We start from the raw sequence: 23051 nt of genomic DNA, 5'->3' as shown, positions 1-23051 counted from the left end.
TATTCACTTCCTCGTTAATCTCCTTTCAGGCAGCTCGCATACTGGTTCGCCAGTTGGCTGAGGAACTGCGAATAGCTCGCTTTGCTCAACTGGATATTCGTACCTAGCGGGTCAAGGGTTCCCATGCGCACGGATGTCCCCCTGGCCACGGCTTCTACGACCGCTGGCCTGAACTGTGGCTCAGCAAAAACGCATGTCGCTTTTTGCTCAACCAGCTGTGTTCTGATTTCATGTAAACGCTGCGCACCAGGCTGAATTTCAGGGTTGACGGTGAAGTGACCCAGCGGGGTCAGGCCGTAGTGTTTTTCGTAATAGCCGTAGGCGTCATGAAAAACGAAATACCCTTTTCCTTTCAACGGTGCGAGCTCATTACCTACCTGCTTATCGGTTGCGGCTAATTGTGCCTCAAAATCTTTCAGGTTGGCGTCAAGTTTGGCTCGACTTTGCGGCATAAGTTCCACTAATTTGTCATGGATTGCAACCGCCGAAAGGCGCGCTATCTCTGGGGATAACCAAAGATGCATGTTGTACTCGCCGTGATGGTGATCTCCGTCACCTTTTTCTGCATCTGCAGGGTGATGGTCATGGTCGTCGCCGTCGTCGTCGGCCCCTTTCATGAGCAACGGTTTCACGCCTGGTAGCGCGGCAATCGCGACCTGTTTTTCGCCAGCAACCTGTTTTGCTGACTTTTGCATAAACGCTTCCATTTCAGGACCAATCCATACCACTAAGTCCGCGTTTTGTAAGCGCTTTACATCCGAAGGACGCAGAGAATAGTCATGCTCAGATGCGCCGTCGGGAAGCAGAACCTGGGTTTCAATGACCCCATCTGCAATGGCCGACGCGATGAAACCGAGCGGTTTAAGCGAAGCGACAACAGCCGCGTTAACATCTTGTGCGGTTGTTCCCCAAAGGGCAGCGGATAATGCTGCGAAAAGAAGCGTATTTTTATGTAACATAATGCGACTAATCATCGTAGTGAATGCGTGAAATGTGATATTATAACATTCGTTGACTTCTTCAAGCTTAAAATGACATGACGACATTGGTTTCTCTTGAAAATATTACGGTCTCATTTGGCCAGCGCCGCGTCCTCTCTGACGTGTCGCTTGATCTGAAGCCCGGTAAAATTCTGACGCTACTCGGTCCCAATGGCGCAGGTAAATCCACCCTGGTGCGCGTGGTGCTGGGTCTGGTCGCTCCCGACGAAGGTGTGATCAAGCGTGAGGAAAAATTGCGCATCGGCTATGTGCCGCAAAAGCTTCACCTCGACGCCACGCTGCCGCTGACGGTCAGCCGTTTCCTGCGTCTGCGCCCCGGCACGCGGAAAGCCGATATTCTTCCGGCGCTGAAACGCGTGCAGGCGGGCCATCTTATTGATGCGCCGCTGCAAAAACTGTCCGGAGGTGAAACGCAGCGCGTTTTGCTGGCCCGCGCGCTGCTGAGCAGCCCGCAGCTGCTGGTACTGGATGAGCCAACCCAGGGCGTCGACGTCAACGGCCAGGTCGCGCTTTACGACCTTATCGACCAGCTGCGCCGGGAGCTGAACTGCGCGGTGCTGATGGTGTCCCACGATCTGCATCTGGTCATGGCGAAAACCGACGAAGTGCTGTGTCTCAACCATCATATCTGCTGCTCCGGCACGCCTGAAGTGGTGTCAATGCACCCTGAATTTATCTCCATGTTCGGCCCTCGCGGCGCTGAACAATTGGGCATTTATCGCCATCATCATAATCATCGCCATGATTTACAGGGACGAATTGTCCTGCGCCGGGGAAATGGACACTCATGATTGAACTGTTACTGCCCGGCTGGCTGGCCGGGATTATGCTCGCCTGCGCCGCCGGGCCGCTGGGCTCGTTTGTGGTGTGGCGCAGAATGTCCTATTTCGGTGATACCCTGGCGCATGCGTCTCTGCTGGGCGTTGCCTTTGGTCTGCTGCTGGATGTGAATCCCTTCTACGCGGTAATTGTGGTCACGCTGCTGCTGGCGGCCGGTCTGGTCTGGCTGGAAAAACGCCCTCACCTCGCTGTCGACACGCTGCTGGGTATTATGGCGCACAGCGCCCTGTCTCTGGGTCTGGTGGTGGTCAGCCTGATGTCGAACATTCGCGTTGACCTGATGGCCTACCTGTTCGGCGACCTGCTGGCCGTGACGCCGGACGATCTGATCGCCATCGCTATCGGCGTGGTTGTAGTCCTGGGGATTTTGCTCTGGCAGTGGCGTAATTTACTGGCGATGACCGTCAGCCCGGACCTGGCGTTTGTCGACGGCGTGAAGCTGCAGCGCGTGAAGCTGCTGCTGATGCTGGTGACGGCGTTAACCATTGGCGTGGCGATGAAGTTCGTCGGCGCGCTGATTATCACCTCGCTGCTGATCATTCCCGCCGCCACGGCGCGTCGTTTTGCCCGTACGCCGGAGCAGATGGCTGGCGTGGCCGTGATTGTTGGGATGGTTGCGGTAACGGGGGGGTTAACCTTCTCGGCGTTCTACGATACGCCTGCGGGGCCGTCCGTGGTGCTGAGCGCGGCGGTGCTGTTTATCTTCAGTATGATGAAGAAGACGGCAAGTTAACATCGAGGGCGCTGATGCCCTCACCCTGCCCCTCTCCCACGGGGAGAGGGTGTTCCGCATTACGGCATTGCCGGTGGCGTAATGCCGAAATGATTCCACGCCCGCACCGTCGCCATGCGTCCACGCGGGGTGCGCTGCAGGAAGCCCTGCTGGATCAGATACGGCTCAAGCACGTCCTCAATAGTTTCGCGCTCTTCACCGATAGCCGCCGCCAGGTTATCCAGCCCGACCGGACCACCAAAGAACTTGTCCAGCACCGCCAGCAGCAGCTTGCGGTCCATATAGTCAAAGCCTTCTGCATCGACGTTCAGCATGTCCAGCGCCTGCGCGGCAATCTCGGCGGAAATCGAGCCATCATGCTTTACTTCGGCAAAGTCGCGCACGCGTCGCAGCAGGCGGTTGGCAATACGCGGCGTGCCGCGGGAACGCTTCGCCACTTCAAACGCCCCCTCTTCGCTCATCTCCAGGCCCATATAGCGGGCGCTACGGCCAACAATATGCTGGAGATCGGGCACCTGGTAAAACTCCAGGCGCTGCACAATGCCGAAACGGTCGCGCAGCGGTGAGGTCAGCGATCCCGCTCGGGTGGTAGCGCCAATCAGGGTAAACGGCGGGAGATCGATTTTGATGGAGCGCGCAGCCGGGCCTTCACCGATCATGATATCCAGCTGGTAGTCTTCCATCGCCGGATAGAGCACTTCCTCCACCACCGGCGACAGACGGTGGATTTCATCGATAAACAGCACGTCATGGGGTTCGAGGTTGGTCAGCATCGCCGCCAGATCCCCCGCCTTCTCCAGTACCGGGCCAGAGGTGGTACGCAGGTTAACGCCCATTTCATTGGCGACGATATTCGCCAGCGTGGTTTTCCCCAAACCCGGAGGGCCAAAAATCAGCAGGTGATCGAGCGCATCGCCGCGCAGTTTTGCCGCCTGGATGAAAATCTCCATCTGGGAACGCACCTGCGGCTGGCCGATATACTCATCAAGCAGTTTCGGGCGGATCGCGCGATCCACCACGTCTTCTGCCTGAAGGGTGCCTGCCGACACCAGGCGATCTGCTTCAATCATCCTTTACCTCACAATGCAGCGCGCAGCGCTTCACGAATCAGGGTTTCACTGCTGGCATCCGGTTTGGCAATTTTGCTCACCATACGGCTGGCCTCCTGAGGTTTATAGCCCAGCGCCACCAGCGCAGCAACCGCTTCCTGCTCGGCATCGTCATCCGTCGCAGGGCCGCCAGGTGACGTGAGCACCAGATCGGCCGCCGGGGTGAAGAGATCGCCATGCAGCCCTTTGAAGCGGTCTTTCATTTCGACAATCAGGCGCTCGGCGGTTTTTTTGCCGATGCCAGGAAGCTTAATCAGCGCCGCAGGATCTTCTCGCTCAACGGCATTCACAAACTGCGGGGCTGACATGCCGGATAAAATCGCCAGCGCCAGCTTCGGCCCCACTCCGTTGGTTTTAATCAGCTCGCGGAACAGGGTGCGTTCCTGTTTGTTATTGAAGCCGTACAGCAGCTGAGCATCTTCACGCACCACAAACTGGGTAAAGACAGTCGCCTCTTTGCCCGCGTCCGGCAGCTCGTAGAAGCAGGTCATCGGCATATGGACTTCATAGCCCACGCCACCCACTTCCAGCAGCACTAACGGGGGTTGTTTTTCAATGATGATGCCTCTGAGTCTGCCTATCACGTGACGCTCCTGCGTTCTGGAAAATGTTGGACTGGCGATATAATAAAAAAAGGCTGGATAAACATCCAGCCTGATTTCTGATTATCGTAACCTGCCCCGCGCCAGATTGAGCCGCGACTCGCTCATTTGCATCGCGTTCTGGCTGACGTGGCAGTGGGTAATCGCGATAGCCAGCGCATCCGCGGCGTCCGCCTGCGGGTTCGCCGGGAGCTTGAGCAAGGTTCGCACCATGTGCTGCACCTGGCTTTTCTCCGCGCTTCCGATGCCCACCACCGTCTGCTTAACCTGCCTTGCCGCGTATTCAAATACCGGCAAATCCTGGTTCACCGCAGCCACGATGGCGACACCGCGTGCCTGACCCAGCTTTAGCGCCGAATCGGCGTTTTTCGCCATAAAGACCTGCTCAATGGCGAAATAGTCAGGCTGAAACTGGGTGATGATCTCCGACACGCCCGCATAAATGAGCTTGAGGCGCGAAGGAAGATCGTCCACTTTGGTGCGAATACACCCGCTTCCGAGGTAGGTTAGCTGGCGTCCCACCTGACGGATAACGCCATAACCGGTGACGCGCGAGCCGGGGTCAATCCCAAGGATAATCGACATCACGCGTCTCCTGTAACGGATTTACACGCTCTCATTAGAGAGTCGCTGCAACCTCATCAGAGATTTCACCGTTGTGATACACTTCCTGCACGTCATCGCAGTCTTCGAGCATGTCGATCAGACGCAGCAGTTTTGGTGCCGTTTCCGCATCCATGTCCGCTTTGGTAGACGGGATCATGGAGACTTCAGCGTTGTCCGCTTTCAGGCCAGCCGCTTCCAGCGCATCGCGCACGGCGCCCATCTCTTCCCACGCGGTGTAAACGTCAATAGCACCATCGTCGAAGGTCACGACGTCTTCCGCACCGGCTTCCAGCGCCGCTTCCATGATGACATCTTCGTCGCCCTTCTCGAAGGAGATGACGCCTTTTTTACTGAACAGGTACGCAACGGAACCGTCGGTGCCCAGGTTGCCACCGGTTTTGGTGAACGCGTGGCGCACTTCCGCTACGGTACGGTTACGGTTGTCTGACAGACACTCAACCATTACCGCCGTACCGCCAGGACCGTAACCTTCATAAATGATGGTTTCCATGTTCGCGTCTTCATCGCCGCCCACGCCGCGTGCGATAGCACGGTTCAGGGTGTCGCGCGTCATGTTGTTAGACAGCGCTTTATCTACCGCCGCGCGCAGACGCGGGTTAGAAGCCGGGTCGCCGCCGCCCAGACGCGCTGCGGTTACCAGCTCGCGAATGATTTTGGTAAAGATCTTACCGCGCTTGGCATCCTGTGCCGCTTTGCGGTGTTTGGTGTTGGCCCACTTACTATGACCTGCCATAAAAAGTTCTCCAAAAATCGCACCTTTTCAGGCTGCGTTAATTACAAATTCTTCAATCGCCTGCCGGTTGCTCCACGACTTGGTCAGTGCGGCGGCATCCGCCGCATTCACCCAGCGGTAGGTCAGGTGTTCGGTAAACACGATCTCCCGCTCGTGGGGGAGTGCGAGACAGAACCACGATTCCGTATTGCGCTCGGTACCCGGCGCGTAGCGATGACGTAAATGGCTAAAAATTTCAAACTCCACCGTGCGCTGACAGTCCTTCAGGGTCAGTTGCTCGCGGGCAACATCGATGGCGACCTCTTCCTTTACTTCGCGCGCGGCGGCCTGCGACGCGGTTTCCCCCTCTTCCAGACTGCCGGTAACCGACTGCCAGAAATCAGGGTCATCGCGCCGCTGCAACATCAGCACCCGCTTCGTGTCTTCTGCATAAATGACCACCAGGACCGAAACGGGAAGCTTATATGCCATATCAGTTTTTCTCTTCCTTCTTCACCACTTCAATGCCCAGCTCGGCCAGAGAGGCCGGGTTAGCAAAGCTTGGCGCTTCGGTCATCAGACACGCCGCTGCGGTGGTTTTCGGGAAGGCGATAACATCACGGATGTTATCGGTGCCGGTCAGCAGCATGGTCAGACGGTCAAGACCGAAGGCCAGACCCGCGTGCGGAGGCGTACCGTATTTCAGCGCGTCCAGCAGGAAGCCGAATTTCTCGCGCTGCTCCTGCTCGTTGATGCCCAGGATGCCGAACACGGTCTGCTGCATTTCACCGCTGTGAATACGCACGGAACCGCCGCCCACTTCGTAGCCGTTGATAACCATGTCATAAGCGTTAGCGACCGCGTCTTCCGGCGCCGCTTTCAGCTCTGCCGCCGTCATGTCTTTTGGCGACGTGAACGGGTGGTGCATTGCGGTCAGACCGCCTTCACCGTCGTCTTCAAACATCGGGAAGTCGATAACCCACAGCGGCGCCCATTTGTTCTCGTCGGTCAGGTTTAGGTCTTTGCCGAGCTTCAGACGCAGCGCGCCCATCGCATCCGCAACAACTTTCTTGTTGTCTGCCCCGAAGAAGATCATATCGCCGTCCTGCGCGCCGGTGCGCTCAAGGATTGCTTCTACGATTTCCGCGTTCAGGAATTTCGCGACCGGGCTAGTAATACCTTCCAGGCCTTTCGCACGCTCGGTCACTTTAATATAGGCCAGACCTTTCGCGCCGTAGATCTTGATGAAGTTGCCGTAGTCGTCGATCTGCTTACGGCTCAGAGCCGCACCGCCAGGTACACGCAGCGCTGCTACGCGGCCTTTGGCGTCGTTAGCCGGGCCCGCGAATACCGCGAACTCAACGGATTTCACCAGGTCAGCCACGTCCACCAGCTCCATCGGGTTACGCAGGTCTGGCTTATCAGAACCGTAGCGACGCTCGGCTTCGGCGAAGGTCATGATTGGGAAATCGCCCAGCTCTACGCCCTTCACGTCATTCCACAGGCTACGCACCAGGGCTTCCATCACTTCACGCACCTGCTCGGCGGTCATGAAGGAGGTTTCCACATCGATCTGGGTAAATTCTGGCTGGCGGTCAGCGCGCAGGTCTTCGTCGCGGAAGCATTTTACAATTTGATAGTAGCGATCGAAGCCGGACATCATCAGCAGCTGTTTGAACAGCTGCGGTGACTGCGGCAGCGCGTAGAATTTGCCTTTATGAACGCGGGATGGGACCAGGTAATCGCGCGCGCCTTCCGGCGTGGCTTTGGTCAGCATCGGGGTTTCGATATCGAGGAAACCGTGGTCATCCATAAAGCGACGCACCAGGCTGGTGATTTTCGCACGGGTCTTCAGGCGCTGAGCCATTTCCGGGCGACGCAGATCCAGGTAGCGGTATTTCAGACGCGCTTCTTCAGTGTTGACGTGGTTGGAGTCCAGCGGCAGCGCTTCAGCACGGTTGATGATGGTCAGATCGGACGCCAGCACTTCAATGGCGCCTGTCGCCATATCCGCGTTGACGTTTTTCTCGTCACGCGCACGCACGGTGCCGGTGACCTGAATGCAGAACTCATTACGCAGCTCAGAAGCCAGCTTCAATGCGTCTGCGCGATCCGGATCGAAGAACACCTGAACGATACCTTCGCGGTCGCGCATATCGATGAAGATAAGGCTACCAAGATCACGACGACGATTGACCCAACCACACAGGGTGACCTGCTGTCCGACGTGGGACTGACGCAGCTGCCCGCAATATTCTGTACGCATGAGATATCCCTTAATTAGCCGCAGGCTAAATGTCGCCTGGTATGCAGGCTACTATGTCGCAGCTTTCTGTATGTCACAACTGGATGAAAAAAGGCGGCTATTATACTGGAAATTCCGCCGGACGATAAGAGCGAACCACGGCCAGACGCTCGTTTGCTGCACTCTTATTGCGTATTCTCACAAAAATTAACAAAATTATCCGACCGATAACAGGCCATCACGTCGTATGGTGTCAGGAAGCGATTAATTTAACGGGAGTAACGATGTTAACATTTGATGCCAGCAAAACCGCGCTTGTTGTGATTGATTTACAGGAAGGCATTCTGCCCTTTGCCGGCGGCCCGCACGCTGCGGACGATGTCGTCAGCCGCGCCGCCCGCCTGGCGGAAAAATGCCGCGCCAGCGGTGCCCCTGTTGTCATGGTGCGCGTCGGCTGGTCCGCTGATTTTGCCGAAGCCTTAAAACAGCCCGTCGACGCGCAGGCCGCGGCACATGCCCTGCCTGAAAACTGGTGGACGTACCCGGTCTCACTCGGCAAACGCGACAGCGATATCGAAGTGACTAAACGCCAGTGGGGCGCATTCTACGGTACCGATCTCGAGCTGCAGCTGCGCCGTCGCGGCATCGACACCATCATTCTATGCGGCATTTCCACCAATATCGGCGTGGAGTCTACCGCCCGTAACGCCTGGGAGCTGGGCTTTAATCTGGTGATTGCGGAAGATGCCTGCAGCGCGGCCTCCGCGGAACAGCATCAGGGCAGTATGACTCATATCTTCCCGCGCATCGGTCGCGTGCGCAGCACGGATGAGATTATCAGCGCGCTATGATGTATGTCGGTTTGCCCCAGTGGTCGCACCCGAAATGGGTGCGCCTTGGCATCACCAGCCTTGAAGAATATGCCCGACACTTCAACTGCGTCGAGGGTAACACTACCCTGTACGCGCTTCCCAGGACAGAGATTGTGGCGCGCTGGCGGGAACAAACCACCGACGACTTCCGCTTCTGCTTCAAGTTTCCGGCCACCATTTCCCACCAGGCCGCGCTGCGCAACTGCGGGGATTTGACCGAAGAATTTTTTACGCGCATGTCGCCGCTGGCGAACCGCATCGGTCAGTACTGGCTGCAGCTTCCGGCCGTCTTTGGCCCGCGCGATCTGCCCGCACTCTGGCAGTTTCTTGATGCGCTTCCCCGGTCATTTACCTACGGCGTGGAAGTCAGGCATCCTGAGTTTTTTGCAAAAGGTGAAGCCGAAAAGGCGCTCAATCGGGGCCTGCTTGAGCGCTCCGTTAACCGGGTGATCCTCGACAGCCGTCCGGTGCACAGCGCTATACCGCACAGTGAGGCCATCATTGATGCGCAGCGTAAAAAGCCCAAAGTACCTGTTCACGCCCTGGTAACCGCTCATCACCCCATGGTTCGGTTCATCGGCAGCGATAACATGCAGCAAAACCAGGCGATGTTCGCCGTCTGGCTGCAAACGTTAGCGAAGTGGGAACATACCACCACGCCGTATCTCTTTTTGCACACGCCGGATATCGCCCAGGCGCCAGAACTGGTCGATGCTCTCTGGCAGGCCTTGCAGGCTGCGGTGCCGTCCGTGGGCAGCGCCCCTTCCATCCCACAACAATCTTCTCTTTTCTGATATCACCCCCTATCATAGTGAAGTGCCATCTGCCAAAAACAGGGAGTTTGTATGGTCAGCGCGCTGTATGCGGTGTTAGGTGCATTACTGCTGATTAAGTTTTCATTTGATGTTGTGCGCCTCAGAATGCAGTACCGCGTCTCTTACGGCGACGGCGGGTTTTCCGAGCTACAGAGCGCTATCCGCATTCACGGCAATGCGGTCGAATACATCCCCGCGGCATTAATCCTGCTGCTTTTTATGGAGATGAATGGCGCAGAAACCTGGATGGTGCACATCTGCGGCCTGCTTTTGATTGCGGGCCGGCTGATGCATTATTACGGCTTTCACCACCGCTTATTCCGCTGGCGTCGTTCCGGCATGAGTGCGACCTGGTGCTCACTTGTGCTGATGGTGCTGGCTAACCTGTGGTATATGCCGTGGGAGTTGGTTTTCTCCCTCCATTAGCGCACAATACGCCACTTTATTTTTCCCGGATTTTTACGTTATGTCAGATCGCGACACGCTTTTTTCCGCGCCTATCGCCAGCCTGGGCGACTGGACCTTCGATGAACGGGTAGCCGAAGTCTTCCCGGATATGATCCAGCGCTCTGTTCCCGGTTATTCCAATATTATCTCTATGATCGGCATGCTGGCTGAGCGCTTCGTTCAACCCGGCACGCAGGTCTATGACCTGGGCTGCTCGCTCGGCGCGGCAACGCTGTCGGTTCGTCGTAACGTTCACCACGAAGGCTGCCGGATCGTTGCTGTCGATAATTCCCCGGCCATGGTTGAACGCTGCCGTCGCCATATTAACGCTTATAAAGCGCCTACCCCGGTGGACGTGGTGGAAGGCGATATTCGCGAGATTGAGATCGAAAACGCGTCGATGGTGGTGCTGAACTTCACCCTTCAGTTCCTGGTGCCCGAAGACCGCCAGCTGCTGCTGGACAAAATTTATAAAGGGTTGAATCCTGGCGGCGCGCTGGTGCTCTCAGAGAAATTCAGCTTTGAAGATGCCGAGGTTGGCGAGCTGCTGTTCAATATGCACCACGATTTCAAGCGTGCGAACGGCTACAGCGAGCTGGAGATCAGCCAGAAGCGCAGCATGCTCGAAAACGTGATGCTGACGGACTCCGTGGAAACCCACAAGGCGCGCCTGCGTCAGGCTGGATTTGAGCATAGCGAACTGTGGTTCCAGTGCTTTAACTTTGGCTCTCTGGTAGCGCTGAAAGCGGGGGAACCCGCATGATCGAGTTCAGCAATTTCTATCAGCTGATTGCCAAAAACCAGCTCTCCCACTGGCTGGAGACGCTGCCTGCACAGATTGCCGCCTGGCAGCGGGATCAGCAGCACGGCCTGCTAAAGCAGTGGTCAAACGCGGTGGAGTTTCTGCCCGAGCTGACCCCGCATCGTCTGGATCTCCTGCACAGCGTGACCGCAGAGAGTGAAGAGCCGCTTCCGGCAGGTCAGGTCAACCGCATCGAAACGCTGATGCGTAACCTGATGCCGTGGCGCAAAGGGCCGTTTTCCCTTTACGGCGTGAACATCAATACCGAATGGCGCTCTGACTGGAAATGGGATCGCGTTCTGCCGCATCTTTCCGACCTGACCGGGCGCACTATTCTGGACGTCGGCTGCGGCAGCGGCTATCACATGTGGCGCATGATTGGCGCAGGGGCGCATCTGGCGGTAGGTATTGACCCGATGCAGCTCTTCCTGTGCCAGTTTGAAGCGGTGCGTAAACTGCTGGGTAACGACCAGCGCGCGCACCTGCTGCCGCTGGGTATTGAGCAGCTCCCCGCCCTGAAGGCGTTTGATACCGTCTTCTCCATGGGCGTGCTGTATCACCGTCGTTCCCCGCTTGAGCACCTGTGGCAACTGAAAGACCAGCTGGTCAGCGGCGGCGAGCTGGTGCTGGAAACGCTGGTGATTGAAGGCGATGAACATGCCGTTCTGGTGCCGGGCGACCGCTACGCGCAGATGCGCAACGTTTACTTCATCCCTTCCGCGCTGGCGCTGAAAAACTGGCTGGAGAAGTGCGGGTTTGTGGATGTGCGAATTGCCGACGTCAGCGTGACCTCTATCGAAGAACAGCGCCGCACCGACTGGATGATCACCGAATCGCTGGAGCAGTTCCTCGACCCGGCCGACCACAGCAAAACCATTGAAGGCTATCCTGCCCCGATGCGTGCGGTGTTGATTGCAACGAAGCCGTAGTTTTCCCCTCACCCTAACCCTCTCCCCATAGGGGAGAGGGGCGAATAAAAAAAGGCCCCTGTTGAAATTGCAGGGGCCTGGTACAAGCAAGCATCATATTGGGCGACATGATGCGCGGTAAAAATCGGTACGTTGCTACACGTGATGGCGCTCAATCAGCGACTTCATTTCCGCAACCGACTCTCCATCTACACCGTAGCGAGAATACTCATCCGCTTCAGCATCCGTCGACATTGACAACCCTGTATTGCGATAACGCATGGGCGACGGCATCCATTTGCCTGCCGAGCTGTGAAGCTCTTCTACCCCGGCGTTTAAAAACAGTTCCAGATTGCTGGCACGGACTCCCGCACCCGCCATTATTATTGGAACACCGGAATGTGCTTTTAGTTCCGTAATTAATTGCAGTCCTTTTTCAGCAGAGGCCTGCTGCCCGGATGTCAGGATGCGTGCCACACCCAGTTCGGCAAGCGTATCAAACGCTTGCAGGGGATCTTTACACATATCAAACGCGCGATGAAAAGTGACGGCCATCCCTTTCGCGGCGTCCATAACCTGACGCATACGCGGCAGGCAGACCTGACCGTCTTCATCAAGTAGACCGATCACCAGCCCGGGGAATCCCAGATCGCGCACGAGGGCGATATCATCAAGCATGGCACTGAACTCGCCTGGCGTATAACAAAAATCACCGCCGCGAGGACGAATAATGGGGTGTACCGGAACGGTGACAGCCTCGCGGGCAGACTTCAACACGCCGTACGAGGGCGTTAACCCCCCTTCTTTCGGGGCCGCGCACAGTTCAATGCGGTCAGCACCCTGCCGTTGTGCAGTCACGGCACACTCCACGCTGTAACAGCAAATCTCCAGCAGCGCCATTCAATCCTCCTTAAAATCCACGTAACGCACCATCATGACACGCTGCCCGGTTTCGGTCTCAGCGTGGAATCACAACTCTCAGGCTTCGCTGGCAACGATCTGCTCAATGGTCCACGGATGAAACTTCACCGTGACCTGTCCGTCCGTGACGGCCAGCGTCGGGTTAGGTAACCGCTCGCGCTCGCCTTTGGGTGAGCTCGTCTTCACAACGATCCCCGGCTTGCTTAAGCCTTCATCAGATAACAGGGCCAGCGCGCGGGCGTTCAGCGTTTCCGGCTCACCCGGCAGGACAATTTCGATATGTTCCCAGCCTTCGTGCGGATAGCGTTTTTCGCCCGGCCACGGCAGCTCAACCACGGTGAATTGCCAGTGCGCCACGCAGACCGGCTGGTGCAGTTTGAACAGGCAAATGGGGCGACCGTTAATGATGTTCTCGGACAGCAGCTCGCCACACTGTTCGAACCCGCGACGCCAGCGCTCGGCGGTCGCGTTCTGATGACAGCGCAAAGAGATGTGATCGGCCTCAAGCGGCGCGATATCCAGACCGAGGCGGGTGGCAAGTTCTGTGAACGCCTGGGTGAAGCGCGGTAAATCTGCGGAAATATCATGCAGTTCGTCAATGGATTGCCAGTTCGCCATAAATCAGTCTCTTTTCGTGTCGCAAAGGCGCTAATTTACTCTGTTGCCCTGTTTTGACCAACCGCAGATTACGGCTTTTTATGAGTGCATGATTATGCACGCCTTCTTAGCCTGGATTCTGAACAATCTTCGGCCCCCGCGATGCTGACGCCAGAAGGCATTTGCAGTATACTCCCGCCCTAAATTCTTTAACTGGCGCGGGCGGTTGTTGGCCCGCATCAAAAACGTAAGGTATCCAGGTGAATATTCAGGCTCTTCTCTCCGAAAAAGTCAGTCAGGCACTGATTGCCGCAGGTGCGCCTGCGGATTGCGAACCGCAGGTTCGTCAGTCAGCAAAAGTACAGTTTGGCGACTATCAGGCTAATGGCGTGATGGCAGTAGCTAAAAAACTGGGCATGCCGCCGCGACAGCTCGCTGAGCAGGTACTGACGCATCTGGATCTCACCGGCATTGCCAGCAAAACCGAAATTGCCGGCCCGGGCTTTATCAATATCTTCCTGGAACCTGCGTTCCTGGCACGCCACGTTGACGCGGCGCTGAAATCTGACCGTCTGGGCGTGTCCCAGCCGGAGGCACAGACCGTCGTGATCGACTATTCCGCCCCGAACGTGGCGAAAGAGATGCACGTCGGCCACCTGCGCTCCACCATCATCGGTGATGCCGCAGTGCGCACGCTTGAGTTCCTCGGTCACAAGGTGATCCGCGCGAACCACGTGGGCGACTGGGGCACGCAGTTCGGCATGCTGATTGCCTACCTGGAAAAACAGCAGCAGGAAAACGCGGGTGAAATGGCGCTGGCTGACCTGGAAGGGTTCTACCGCGAAGCCAAAAAACACTACGATGAAGACGAAGCCTTTGCCGAGCGCGCGCGCAGCTACGTGGTAAAACTGCAGGGCGGCGATCAATACTTCCTCGAGATGTGGCGCAAGCTGGTTGACATCACCATGTCTCAGAACCAGCTCACCTATAACCGTCTGAACGTCACCCTGACCCGTGACGATGTGATGGGCGAAAGCCTGTACAACCCAATGCTGCCGGGCATTGTGGCCGACCTGAAAGCGAAAAACCTGGCGGTTGAGAGCGAAGGCGCGACAGTGGTATTCCTTGATGAGTACAAAAACAAGGAAGGCGAACCGATGGGCGTGATCATCCAGAAAAAGGATGGCGGCTACCTTTACACCACGACCGATATCGCCTGCGCGAAATATCGTTACGAAACGCTGCACGCCGACCGCGTGCTTTACTACATCGACTCCCGTCAGCACCAGCACCTGATGCAGGCGTGGACGATCGTGCGTAAAGCCGGCTACGTGCCAGACTGCGTTCCGCTGGAGCACCACATGTTCGGCATGATGCTGGGTAAAGACGGCAAGCCGTTCAAAACCCGCGCGGGCGGTACCGTGAAGCTTTCCGACCTGCTGGACGAAGCGCTGGAACGTGCCCGTCGCCTGGTGGCAGAGAAGAACCCGGATATGCCTGCCGATGAGCTGGAAAAACTGGCCAACGCCGTAGGCATCGGTGCGGTGAAATACGCGGATCTTTCCAAGAACCGGACCACCGACTATATCTTCGACTGGGATAACATGCTGGCGTTTGAAGGCAACACCGCGCCGTACATGCAGTACGCCTATACCCGCGTGCTCTCGGTATTCCGTAAAGCCAGTATCGACGAAAGCGCGCTGGCGAACGCTGCCGTGACCATCACGGAAGATCGTGAAGCGCAGCTGGCGGCGCGCCTGCTGCAGTTCGAAGAGACGCTGACGGTTGTCGCCCGTGACGGCACCCCACACGTGATGTGTGCTTACCTTTACGATCTGGCAGGTCTGTTCTCTGGCTTCTACGAGCACTGCCCTATTCTGTCTGCGGAAAATGAATCGGTCCGCAACAGCCGCCTGAAGCTGGCGCAGCTCACGGCGAAGACCCTGAAGCTGGGTCTGGATACCCTGGGTATCGAAACCGTAGAGCGTATGTAAAAGAAACCCGGCACTCGCCGGGTTTTTTATTATCAAAAATATTTCCGTAAATATTCCGTTAGGCACAGAATCGCCATTGCCTGTCCATACGGCATCGACGTCAGCGGGATCTGGCGATAAAACTCAAGATTGCTTCCCATCCCCGTACCGAACGACGTTTGCAGCAGCTCTCCATCCGGTGAGATATTTTTCACGATACCGCGAATCGCTTTCTCAGCAACGTCAGCATATTCTGCACCAACGTAACGCTTACGCACCGCTTTCAGGATCCCGTAGGCAAAACCGGCCGTGGCGGAGGCCTCCAGATAGGAGTGAGGATCGTCGAGCAGCGTATGCCACAGGCCGCTGTCGTCCTGGCATTTCGCCAGCGCGGCAATCTGAGCATTCAGCACCTGCACCAGGTAGCGACGTACGGCATTGTTTTCCGGCAGATCCACCATTTCGAGGAAGTCCGGGATCACGATGGTGAGCCAGCTGTTGCCGCGGGCCCAGCGGGCATGCGCAAAATTATGGTTGCCTTCATAATTCCAGCCGTGGAACCACAAGCCGGTTTCCCGATCCATCAGGTTTTGCACATGCAGCAGGAACTGATAAATAGCTTCTTCTACGTAGTCAGGTTTGTTGAGCAGCTTGCCGATTTTCGCCAGCGGCAGCACCGTCATCATCAGCGTGTCATCCCACATCTGCTGATGGTTCTCTTCCGCCAGAGTGATATGCTGCATGCCGCCGTGGTTGGTACGCGGCATGTCGTTCATCGCCCACTCCGCCCAGCTTTCCAGCCATGGCAGCCAGGCCGGGTTTCTGGTTTCGTCGTAGCGATATGCGAGGGTCAGGAACGGTGACATGGTATTCACGTTTTTGGTGGTTGCTCCTTCCGCAAAACGGTCAGCAAACCAGCGGTCGATAATATCGCGCATCCCCTCGTCGCCGGTCTGGCTGTAATACTGCCAAATACCGTACAAACCGACGCCGTGCGTCCATTCCCACCCGGCCCAGCCTTTGGTATCGATCGCGCGTCCGTCGTCCAGCCGCAGCAAAAACTCCCCCGTCTTGTCGTGGATATTGACCAGACTGTGCGTCACTTTTTGAATCAGCGATTTCAGCTCATCCCTAGCAATAAAGCGCTCAGGCTGGCGCAGTAGCGGGCTATGTTTGACAGGCCAAACTTTCATGATCTTAACCTCCGTGATATGACGAATTCAGTACAGCGCGATCCTTCAGCGAAAGGGCCGCTGGCTTATTGCGGTTCAGGTAACCGATGTTGTTGTTGCCCCAAAGGGATTCGAACGGCATACCGGCCAGCATTTCCACGGTGGCACGGGCTTGCGGGGTTGCCGCTTCAGGCATCGCATAGCCGGACTCGCGCATTTTCGCGGTCTCTTCGCGCAGCGTGCTGTGGGTTTGCAGATTGAGCCTGAAGCGCAGGGAGACAAGGAAGCCGCAGAACAGCACCAGAAGGGTTCCGATGCTCAGGATCATCAGAATGGTGTGGCTCACTCCCGCAGGCTGCACTTTCTGACCGCTGACAAAGCCGGACATCTGCATCACGATGCCCACCAGCATCACCGCACCGGCCTGAGACGCTTTACGGGTGAGGGTCATGATGCCGGCGAAGATGCCCTCGCGACGCTGCCCGGTGATCGCTTCGTCCACATCAGCAATGTAGGTATAGGTGTTCCACGGCACATAGTTGATACCGCCTCGACCCAGGCCCGCCACCGCTGAGACAAGCAGCAGCAGAGCGTAGACGTCACTCAGTCCCGCGTAATAGAGCATGGCGTAAGAGAGAGAAGCCAGGCCGAACAGCACCACCACCATGCGGTAAGACGGCGCAGGTCCAAAGCGAATGCACAGCGGGATCATGCCGATCACGGCGAGGAACTGGAAGATGGCCATTGTGCCCAGCAGGTTTGAAGCCATTGACGCTTCCTGCATCAGTACAAAGACCACATAGTAGGTAAACACGGCATTAAAGACGTCCTGGGCGATATAGCCGCCCAGGTACATGCCCAGATGCTGACGGAAAATCCTTACTCGCAGCGTCGAGCTTAGCTCCACGAACAGACGGTTCAGGCTCTGCCCGAGCGTGAGGGTTTTCTTCTCTGCTTCCGCGCGCAGGGCCGCTTCGGACCACTCTTCACGCGGGCGCTCCCAGGTGAAGAACCAGACAAAAGTCAGCATCAGCGCGCACAGGACGGAAAAGACCAGACTGGCGTAAAAGAAGGAAATCGCGTTGTCTTTACCGAACTGCGTGAGGAGGATCCCCGGCAGGAATGAGGCCAGAATGGCGGACATCTGCGCCATTGAGATACGCGCGCCCGAAAATTTGGTTTTCTGTTTGAAATCGTCCGTCATCTCCGGCACCAGCGTTTCATAGGGAACCAGGATCATGGTGTAGACGATATCGAATACCAGATACGTAAGCAGGTAATACCAAAAACTCATGTCCCCGACCCACATCAGGGAATAGCTGAATACGCAGGGAATGCCGAGCAGAATGAAAAACTTACGGCGGCCAAAGCGCTTACCGAGCCACGTCGTACCGAAATTATCCGTCAGAAAGCCCATCAGCGGGCTGACAACAGCATCCAGTACCCTGGCGGCGGCGAAGATGAACGTTGCTTCTATCGGTGTGAGCCCGCAGAACGTCGTATAAAAATATAAAAGCCAGGCCGCCGTAAGGGCGGTGGTTCCCGCCCCAAGAAAATCGCCTGCCCCATAAGCAAGGTAGTTTGCCAATCCAATTTTGCGTGTTTTCATTGCCGTCACCCCTGGTCACGTTTGGGAGACTCCCTGTCAGCAAACCTGTTCCGGGAGTTTTTACACGGCTACAGTAGAAGTATCGTCCTGGTGATACCTTTCTATTTCTGCCACCAATAGGGTCTGGCTGGCAAAAATGCAAAGAGTATCATTACGCGTGTCACCGTTTTATAAAACAGCGTTTCTTTTAGTTCAAAATGAGAGGTCGAATTTTGCGAGACAGCCATCAGAAATGCTGATGGCTGCAGGTCAGGCGGGATTTAGCGATAGTTCACGATGACGGAATTACTCTGCACTTTCAGCGCCGGGATCAAACGTCCCCCGCCCGGCACTTCCCAGATAAAACGCAAAGGTTCGATTGCCGGCACGCCGTTGAAGGCCTGCGTCGTACCGCTTTCTCCATCGATTTCCGTGCAGCGCGTCTGAGAACAGAGGCGCACCCGCAGCCCGGCAGGCGTTGGGCCAATCAGCCGGTAGTTCCAGACCACAAGGCCCATCAGGCCGGATACCGCGTCAGAAGGCGCCAGCGGGTTAGAGGACATCGCCACGCCCCGGTTGCTGAGCGTTACGCCCATGCTGCTTGCCTGCCAGGTGCCTTCGCCGGCTGCCTGCGCCACCAGCGGGAAGAGCAAAATCCATAGCCATTTACGCATTATTTTCCTCCAATCGTCGCCGTCATGCGGATATGGCGGTTATCCGACAGTTCCAGATTCGACAGCACGACCAGCTGGTTCAGGCTGCGGCGCAGGAAGCGCGACAGCAGCGGACGCAGCGCGTGGTTCACCAGCAGCACCGGCGGTGCGCCCAGCATCTCCTGACGCGCCAGCGCCTCCTGCGTTTGCGCCAGCAGACGGTCTGCCAGGCCCGGCTCCAGCCCGCCACCGCCCTGCAGGGCCTGAAGCAGCAGACGCTCAAGCGGCGTATCGAGGCCAATGACCTGCACTTCCCCGGTTCCCGGGAACCACTGCTGGGTGATCGCACGTCCCAGCGCCACGCGCACCACCGCCGTCAGCTCGTGCGGATCGCTCTGGATTGGCGCATGCTCTGCCAGCGTTTCCAGAATGGTGCGCATATCGCGGATCGGCACCTTTTCCTCGAGCAGGTTTTGCAGCACCTTGTGCAGCGTGGTTAAGGTCAGCACGCCCGGGACCAGATCTTCGGTCAGCTTAGGCATCTCCTGCGTAACGCGGTCGAGCAGCTGCTGCGCTTCCTGACGGCCGAACAGCTCCGCCGAGAATTGCCCAATCAGGTGGTTAAGGTGGGTCGCTACGACGGTACTGGCTTCGACAACCGTGTACCCCTGGATCTGCGCCTGCTCTTTCAACGCGCTTTCAATCCAGATCGCGGCCAGGCCAAAGGCAGGGTCGATGGTTTGCTCGCCCGGCAGCGTGCCTGCGGCGGTGCCCGGGTTGATCGCCAGCCAGCGGCCCGGATAGGCATCACCGCTGCCTATTTCGACACCTTTCATCAGGATGCGATAGCGCGCGGGCGGCAGGTCCATATTGTCCCGGATGTGCACAACCGGCGGCAGGAAGCCCATATCCTGCGCGAATTTTTTACGAATACTGCGGATACGACCAAGCAGCTCGCCGTCCTGCTGGAAATCAACCATCGGGATCAGGCGATACCCGACCTCCATTCCCAGGGAATCTTCCAGCTGAACGTCGTTCCAGGTGGCTTCTACGGCCTGGTTGTTCTCCGGCATTTTGACCGGAACAGGCTCCGCCGCCGGTTTGATTTCACGGCCGCGCATCCACCAGGCAAGCCCCAGCAGAGCCGCAGTGAACAGCAGGAAGACGAGGTTTGGCATCCCCGGCACCAGGCCGAGCAAGCCGAGAACCGCAGCGGCCAGCAGCATAACGCGCGGGTTACTGAACAGCTGGCCCACCATCTGCTCGCCAACGTCCTGGTCGGTGCTGACGCGGGTGACAATCACACCCGCCGCCGTGGAGATAACCAGCGCCGGGATCTGAGCGACCAGACCGTCACCAATGGTCAGCAGCGTATAGCTTTCCGCTGCGTGGCCCATGTCCATTCCGTGCTGCAGTACCCCCACCAGCAGGCCGCCGACCACGTTAATCACCATGATCAGAATGCCCGCGATGGCGTCGCCGCGCACAAACTTACTCGCACCGTCCATGGAGCCGTAGAAGTCCGCCTCCTGCGTCACTTCCGAACGGCGTTTTTTGGCTTCATCTTCGGCGATAAGACCGGCGTTCAGGTCGGCGTCGATCGCCATCTGCTTGCCCGGCATCCCGTCCAGCACAAAACGCGCGCCCACTTCCGCGATACGCCCTGCACCTTTGGTGATAACCATAAAGTTGATGATAACGAGGATAACGAACACCACGATACCGATAGCGAAATTGCCGCCCACCAGGAAGTGGCCGAACGCCTCCACCACTTTACCCGCCGCTGCCGCACCGGTGTGCCCTTCCATCAGGATGATACGCGTGGACGCCACGTTCAGCGCCAGTCTGAGCAAGGTGGTAAACAGCAGAATGGTCGGGAACGCGGCGAACTCCAGGGTACGCTGGGTGAACATCGCCACCAGCAGCACCATAATGGACAGCGCAATATTGAAAGTGAAAAGCAGATCGAGGATGAACGCCGGAAGCGGCAGTACCATCATCGACAGAATTAGCAGGATCAGAATCGGTCCGGCAAGGATCTGCCATTGGGTCGATTTCAGGTTGCCGGGCAGGCGCAACATTGCCACCAGATTAGCCATCAGTGTCCTTCTCGTTCATAAAATCCAGCGCGGCAGGCACCGGAAGGTTCTCAGGTTTCACAGGCCGTTGACCACCGGCCAGACGCCAGCGCTTCAACTGCCATACCCAGGCCAGCACTTCCGCCACGGCGGCGTAGAGTTGTCCGGGGATCTGTTGTCCAATATCCGCATGGCGGTACAGGGCACGCGCCAGCGGAGGGGCTTCGAGGATCGGCACGCGGTGTTCGGTGCCAATTTCGCGGATACGCAGCGCGATCAGCCCCGCCCCTTTCGCCACCACCTTCGGCGCGCTCATTTTGTTTTCGTCATAGCGCAGCGCAACGGAATAGTGTGTCGGGTTGGTGACGATAACGTCGGCCTTCGGCACGTCTTCCATCATGCGGCGACGGGCGGCGGCACGCTGCATCTGGCGGATACGCCCTTTGACGTGCGGGTCACCTTCCATCTGCTTATATTCGTCACGGATATCCTGACGCGACATCCGCAGCTTCTTGAAGTGGGTATAAAGCTGGAAGATCACGTCAAACCCCACCATCGGGATAATGCTGAGCACCACCAGCAGCGCGCAGAGTCCGACCAGATTCAGCGCGTTGCTCATCGCGGTGAGCGGCGATTCGCTGATAAGACGCATCATCTCCGGCCAGTGGTACCAGAGGTAAAAACCCGCGGAACTGCCCATCAGCACCGATTTGAGAATGGCTTTGAGCAGCTCGGCCCCGGTCTGGGCAGAGAACATTTTCGCAATGCCCGACAGCGGGTTCAGTTTGGAAAATTTCGGCTGCAGCGATTTGGCGCTAAAGACCAGACCGCCGAGCATCACCGGAGAAACCAGCGCGACCAGCACAACCCCGGTAATCAGGGGCAGCAGCGCGGCCATGGCCCCTTTAATAAGCTGAATAATCTGGCTGAGTATCAGGTTCGGATCGTTGACCATGCTGTGGTCAAACCGTAAGCCGGTTGAGAGCATTCCCGCCAGCTTGCGGGCGAGCGACTCCCCGCCCCACCAGATAATGCACACGCCTACGATAAGGATCAGCAGGGAGGTCAATTCTCGGGATCGGGGGATCTGCCCTTCCTCACGCGCTTTTTCAAGTCGGTGGGGTGTGGGGGCTTCCGTTTTGTCGTCGTTCTCTTCTGCCACAGTGCATGCTCAGCCCATTACGTCACGGGTATCATGCCAGCGCAGCGGAAATCCAATGGCGGGAAAAGCCCGTTTATTCGGGCTCTTTTCGGTGATTTTGGCGCAAACCGCCTCAGAGGGCGTTAACCTCCTGAGGCGGAACGGACCATCAGAAGCCGAGGCTGTCCAGCAGGTCGTCTACCTGATCCTGGCTTGCCACAACGCCCGCCTTGCTGGCGTCGAGCTGTGGACCATTGAGCAGGCTTTCATTCTCGCGTTTTGGACGGGCTGCCGGTTCCGGGATGTTCTCCAGCAGAACCATCAGCAGCTGGCGCTCAATCTCCTGGATCACATCCATCATGCGCTTGATAACCTGACCGGTGAGGTCCTGGAAATCCTGCGCCATCATGATGTCCAACAGCTGGGCGTTGGTGAAGCTGGTGTGACCCGGCACATCACCCAGGAACTGACGGGTATCCGTCACCAGCTCGCGGGCATCCGCCAGCTCGATCGGGTTTTCAAACCACTCGTCCCAGCGCTTGCTCAGCGCTTTCGCGCCCTTTTCCATCGCATCCTGGTGCGGCTGTGACGCTTCAACGCTGTTGAGCGCACGTTCCGCGGCCTGAGCGGTCATCTGTACCACGTAGTCCAGACGATCGCGGGCATCAGGAATTGCTTCCGCCGCTTCGGCAATTGCCTGATCCAGTCCCAGCTCACGCAGGCTGTCGCGCAGCATGCGCGTCAGGCTGCCGATGCGGACGATGATGTCGCTCGGCGAGTGTTCTTCAACGGGTTTCATAGCAGGTTGCATCATGACCAACACCTCACATGCCGAGTTTCTCGAAGATCTTGCCGAGCTTCTCTTCCAGGGTCGCCGCGGTAAATGGCTTCACCACATAGCCGCTTGCGCCCGCCTGTGCAGCGGCAATGATGTTCTCTTTCTTCGCTTCTGCGGTAACCATCAGAACCGGCAGAGAGGCCATTGCCGCGTCCGCACGAATGGTTTTCAGCAGTTCCAGACCGTCCATGTTCGGCATGTTCCAGTCAGAGATGACAAAACCAAACCCGCCAGCCTGCAGTTTGTTCAGCGCATCAACGCCATCTTCTGCTTCTTCAACGTTGTTGAAGCCCAGCTCTTTCAGCAGGTTACGCACAATGCGACGCATGGTGGAAAAGTCATCCACAACCAAAAATCTGAGCTCTTTGTCCGCCATA

24 protein-coding genes are annotated in these 23051 nt (G+C 57.3%); 8 read left to right on the top strand and 16 right to left on the bottom strand.

Features of this window, described 5'->3' with window-relative positions; translation table 11 throughout:
* Positions 1-14: 14 nt before the first annotated feature.
* Positions 15-959 (bottom strand): zinc ABC transporter substrate-binding protein ZnuA, encoded by a 945-nt coding sequence (gene znuA / locus M2433_RS00240; RefSeq protein ID WP_429053091.1) that lies wholly within the window; start codon positions 957-959, stop codon positions 15-17.
* A 77-nt stretch (positions 960-1036) separates the two neighbouring features.
* Here znuA and znuC point away from each other — a divergent pair, with 77 nt between their 5' ends.
* A complete protein-coding gene (gene znuC, locus M2433_RS00235) occupies positions 1037-1792 on the top strand; it encodes a zinc ABC transporter ATP-binding protein ZnuC (protein WP_429052045.1) in 756 nt (251 codons plus the stop codon).
* Positions 1789-2574 carry a zinc ABC transporter permease subunit ZnuB gene (znuB, locus tag M2433_RS00230; RefSeq protein ID WP_429052044.1) on the top strand — a complete coding sequence of 262 codons (786 nt, stop codon included), beginning with the start codon at positions 1789-1791 and terminating at the stop codon, positions 2572-2574. Before znuC ends, znuB begins: the two co-directional genes overlap by 4 nt.
* 59 nt (positions 2575-2633) lie before the next feature.
* Here znuB and ruvB read toward each other — a convergent pair whose 3' ends face one another.
* The 6 genes from ruvB to aspS all read right to left on the bottom strand — a co-directional run bounded on the left by ruvB (position 2634) and on the right by aspS (position 7890).
* Entirely contained in the window at positions 2634-3644 is a 1011-nt protein-coding gene (gene ruvB, locus M2433_RS00225; RefSeq protein ID WP_047345932.1) for a Holliday junction branch migration DNA helicase RuvB, read from the bottom strand.
* Between the two features lie 8 nt (positions 3645-3652).
* Positions 3653-4267 (bottom strand): Holliday junction branch migration protein RuvA, encoded by a 615-nt coding sequence (ruvA, locus tag M2433_RS00220; protein WP_429052042.1) that lies wholly within the window; start codon positions 4265-4267, stop codon positions 3653-3655.
* Positions 4268-4348: 81 nt separating this feature from the next.
* Positions 4349-4870 (bottom strand): crossover junction endodeoxyribonuclease RuvC, encoded by a 522-nt coding sequence (ruvC, locus tag M2433_RS00215; RefSeq protein WP_003859749.1) that lies wholly within the window; start codon positions 4868-4870, stop codon positions 4349-4351.
* Between the two features lie 34 nt (positions 4871-4904).
* The gene (locus M2433_RS00210; protein WP_047345933.1) at positions 4905-5645 is read right to left on the bottom strand and encodes a YebC/PmpR family DNA-binding transcriptional regulator; all 741 of its coding nucleotides are present in this window, start codon (positions 5643-5645) and stop codon (positions 4905-4907) included.
* A 27-nt stretch (positions 5646-5672) separates the two neighbouring features.
* A complete protein-coding gene (gene nudB, locus M2433_RS00205; protein ID WP_047345934.1) occupies positions 5673-6116 on the bottom strand; it encodes a dihydroneopterin triphosphate diphosphatase in 444 nt (147 codons plus the stop codon).
* Position 6117: 1 nt separating this feature from the next.
* Positions 6118-7890 (bottom strand): aspartate--tRNA ligase, encoded by a 1773-nt coding sequence (aspS, locus tag M2433_RS00200; RefSeq protein ID WP_047345935.1) that lies wholly within the window; start codon positions 7888-7890, stop codon positions 6118-6120.
* Positions 7891-8153: 263 nt separating this feature from the next.
* Here aspS and M2433_RS00195 point away from each other — a divergent pair, with 263 nt between their 5' ends.
* From M2433_RS00195 to cmoB, 5 genes are read left to right on the top strand one after another with little or no spacing between them, the layout of a single operon-like run.
* The gene (locus tag M2433_RS00195) at positions 8154-8720 is read left to right on the top strand and encodes a hydrolase (RefSeq protein ID WP_047345936.1); all 567 of its coding nucleotides are present in this window, start codon (positions 8154-8156) and stop codon (positions 8718-8720) included.
* Complete coding sequence (locus M2433_RS00190; RefSeq protein WP_429052038.1) at positions 8717-9535, top strand: DUF72 domain-containing protein; 819 nt, start codon at positions 8717-8719, stop codon at positions 9533-9535. Before M2433_RS00195 ends, M2433_RS00190 begins: the two co-directional genes overlap by 4 nt.
* 51 nt (positions 9536-9586) lie before the next feature.
* A complete protein-coding gene (locus tag M2433_RS00185; protein ID WP_429052036.1) occupies positions 9587-9982 on the top strand; it encodes an MAPEG family protein in 396 nt (131 codons plus the stop codon).
* 40 nt (positions 9983-10022) lie between these two features.
* Entirely contained in the window at positions 10023-10766 is a 744-nt protein-coding gene (gene cmoA, locus M2433_RS00180) for a carboxy-S-adenosyl-L-methionine synthase CmoA (RefSeq protein WP_429052035.1), read from the top strand.
* Positions 10763-11734 carry a tRNA 5-methoxyuridine(34)/uridine 5-oxyacetic acid(34) synthase CmoB gene (gene cmoB, locus M2433_RS00175; RefSeq protein ID WP_063428214.1) on the top strand — a complete coding sequence of 324 codons (972 nt, stop codon included), beginning with the start codon at positions 10763-10765 and terminating at the stop codon, positions 11732-11734. The genes cmoA and cmoB overlap by 4 nt, the downstream gene beginning before the upstream one ends.
* A gap of 135 nt (positions 11735-11869) precedes the next feature.
* On the opposite strand, the gene cutC is transcribed toward cmoB, so the two are convergent.
* Both cutC and M2433_RS00165 read right to left on the bottom strand, forming a co-directional pair.
* Positions 11870-12613 (bottom strand): copper homeostasis protein CutC, encoded by a 744-nt coding sequence (gene cutC, locus M2433_RS00170; RefSeq protein WP_429052034.1) that lies wholly within the window; start codon positions 12611-12613, stop codon positions 11870-11872.
* 78 nt (positions 12614-12691) lie between these two features.
* Entirely contained in the window at positions 12692-13252 is a 561-nt protein-coding gene (locus tag M2433_RS00165) for a VOC family protein (RefSeq protein WP_059312735.1), read from the bottom strand.
* Positions 13253-13491: 239 nt separating this feature from the next.
* Here M2433_RS00165 and argS point away from each other — a divergent pair, with 239 nt between their 5' ends.
* Positions 13492-15225, top strand: coding sequence for an arginine--tRNA ligase (gene argS / locus M2433_RS00160; RefSeq protein ID WP_429052032.1), 1734 nt, complete (start codon positions 13492-13494; stop codon positions 15223-15225).
* 32 nt (positions 15226-15257) lie between these two features.
* Here the strand turns inward: argS and M2433_RS00155 are convergent, their stop codons facing one another.
* From M2433_RS00155 to cheY, 7 genes are all read right to left on the bottom strand, one after another.
* A complete protein-coding gene (locus M2433_RS00155) occupies positions 15258-16397 on the bottom strand; it encodes a glycoside hydrolase family 88/105 protein (protein ID WP_429052030.1) in 1140 nt (379 codons plus the stop codon).
* A 4-nt stretch (positions 16398-16401) separates the two neighbouring features.
* Positions 16402-17985: an MFS transporter gene (locus M2433_RS00150; protein WP_429052029.1), complete on the bottom strand. Its 1584-nt coding sequence runs from the start codon at positions 17983-17985 to the stop codon at positions 16402-16404.
* A gap of 260 nt (positions 17986-18245) precedes the next feature.
* Positions 18246-18638, bottom strand: a complete 393-nt coding sequence (gene flhE / locus M2433_RS00145; RefSeq protein WP_429052027.1) for a flagellar protein FlhE — start codon at positions 18636-18638, stop codon at positions 18246-18248.
* Complete coding sequence (flhA, locus tag M2433_RS00140; RefSeq protein WP_047345946.1) at positions 18638-20716, bottom strand: flagellar biosynthesis protein FlhA; 2079 nt, start codon at positions 20714-20716, stop codon at positions 18638-18640. The genes flhE and flhA overlap by 1 nt, the downstream gene beginning before the upstream one ends.
* Positions 20709-21857, bottom strand: coding sequence for a flagellar biosynthesis protein FlhB (gene flhB, locus M2433_RS00135; protein WP_429052025.1), 1149 nt, complete (start codon positions 21855-21857; stop codon positions 20709-20711). The genes flhA and flhB overlap by 8 nt, the downstream gene beginning before the upstream one ends.
* Positions 21858-22005: 148 nt before the next feature.
* The gene (cheZ, locus tag M2433_RS00130) at positions 22006-22650 is read right to left on the bottom strand and encodes a protein phosphatase CheZ (protein ID WP_063957575.1); all 645 of its coding nucleotides are present in this window, start codon (positions 22648-22650) and stop codon (positions 22006-22008) included.
* 10 nt (positions 22651-22660) lie between these two features.
* The gene (gene cheY, locus M2433_RS00125; protein ID WP_006176072.1) at positions 22661-23050 is read right to left on the bottom strand and encodes a chemotaxis response regulator CheY; all 390 of its coding nucleotides are present in this window, start codon (positions 23048-23050) and stop codon (positions 22661-22663) included.
* Between the last annotated feature and the right edge of the window lies 1 nt (position 23051).

The organism is Enterobacter sp. AC1, assembly GCF_050434705.1.
Lineage (GTDB): Bacteria > Pseudomonadota > Gammaproteobacteria > Enterobacterales > Enterobacteriaceae > Enterobacter > Enterobacter cloacae_L.
This window is presented reverse-complemented; position numbering and strand designations above follow the sequence as displayed.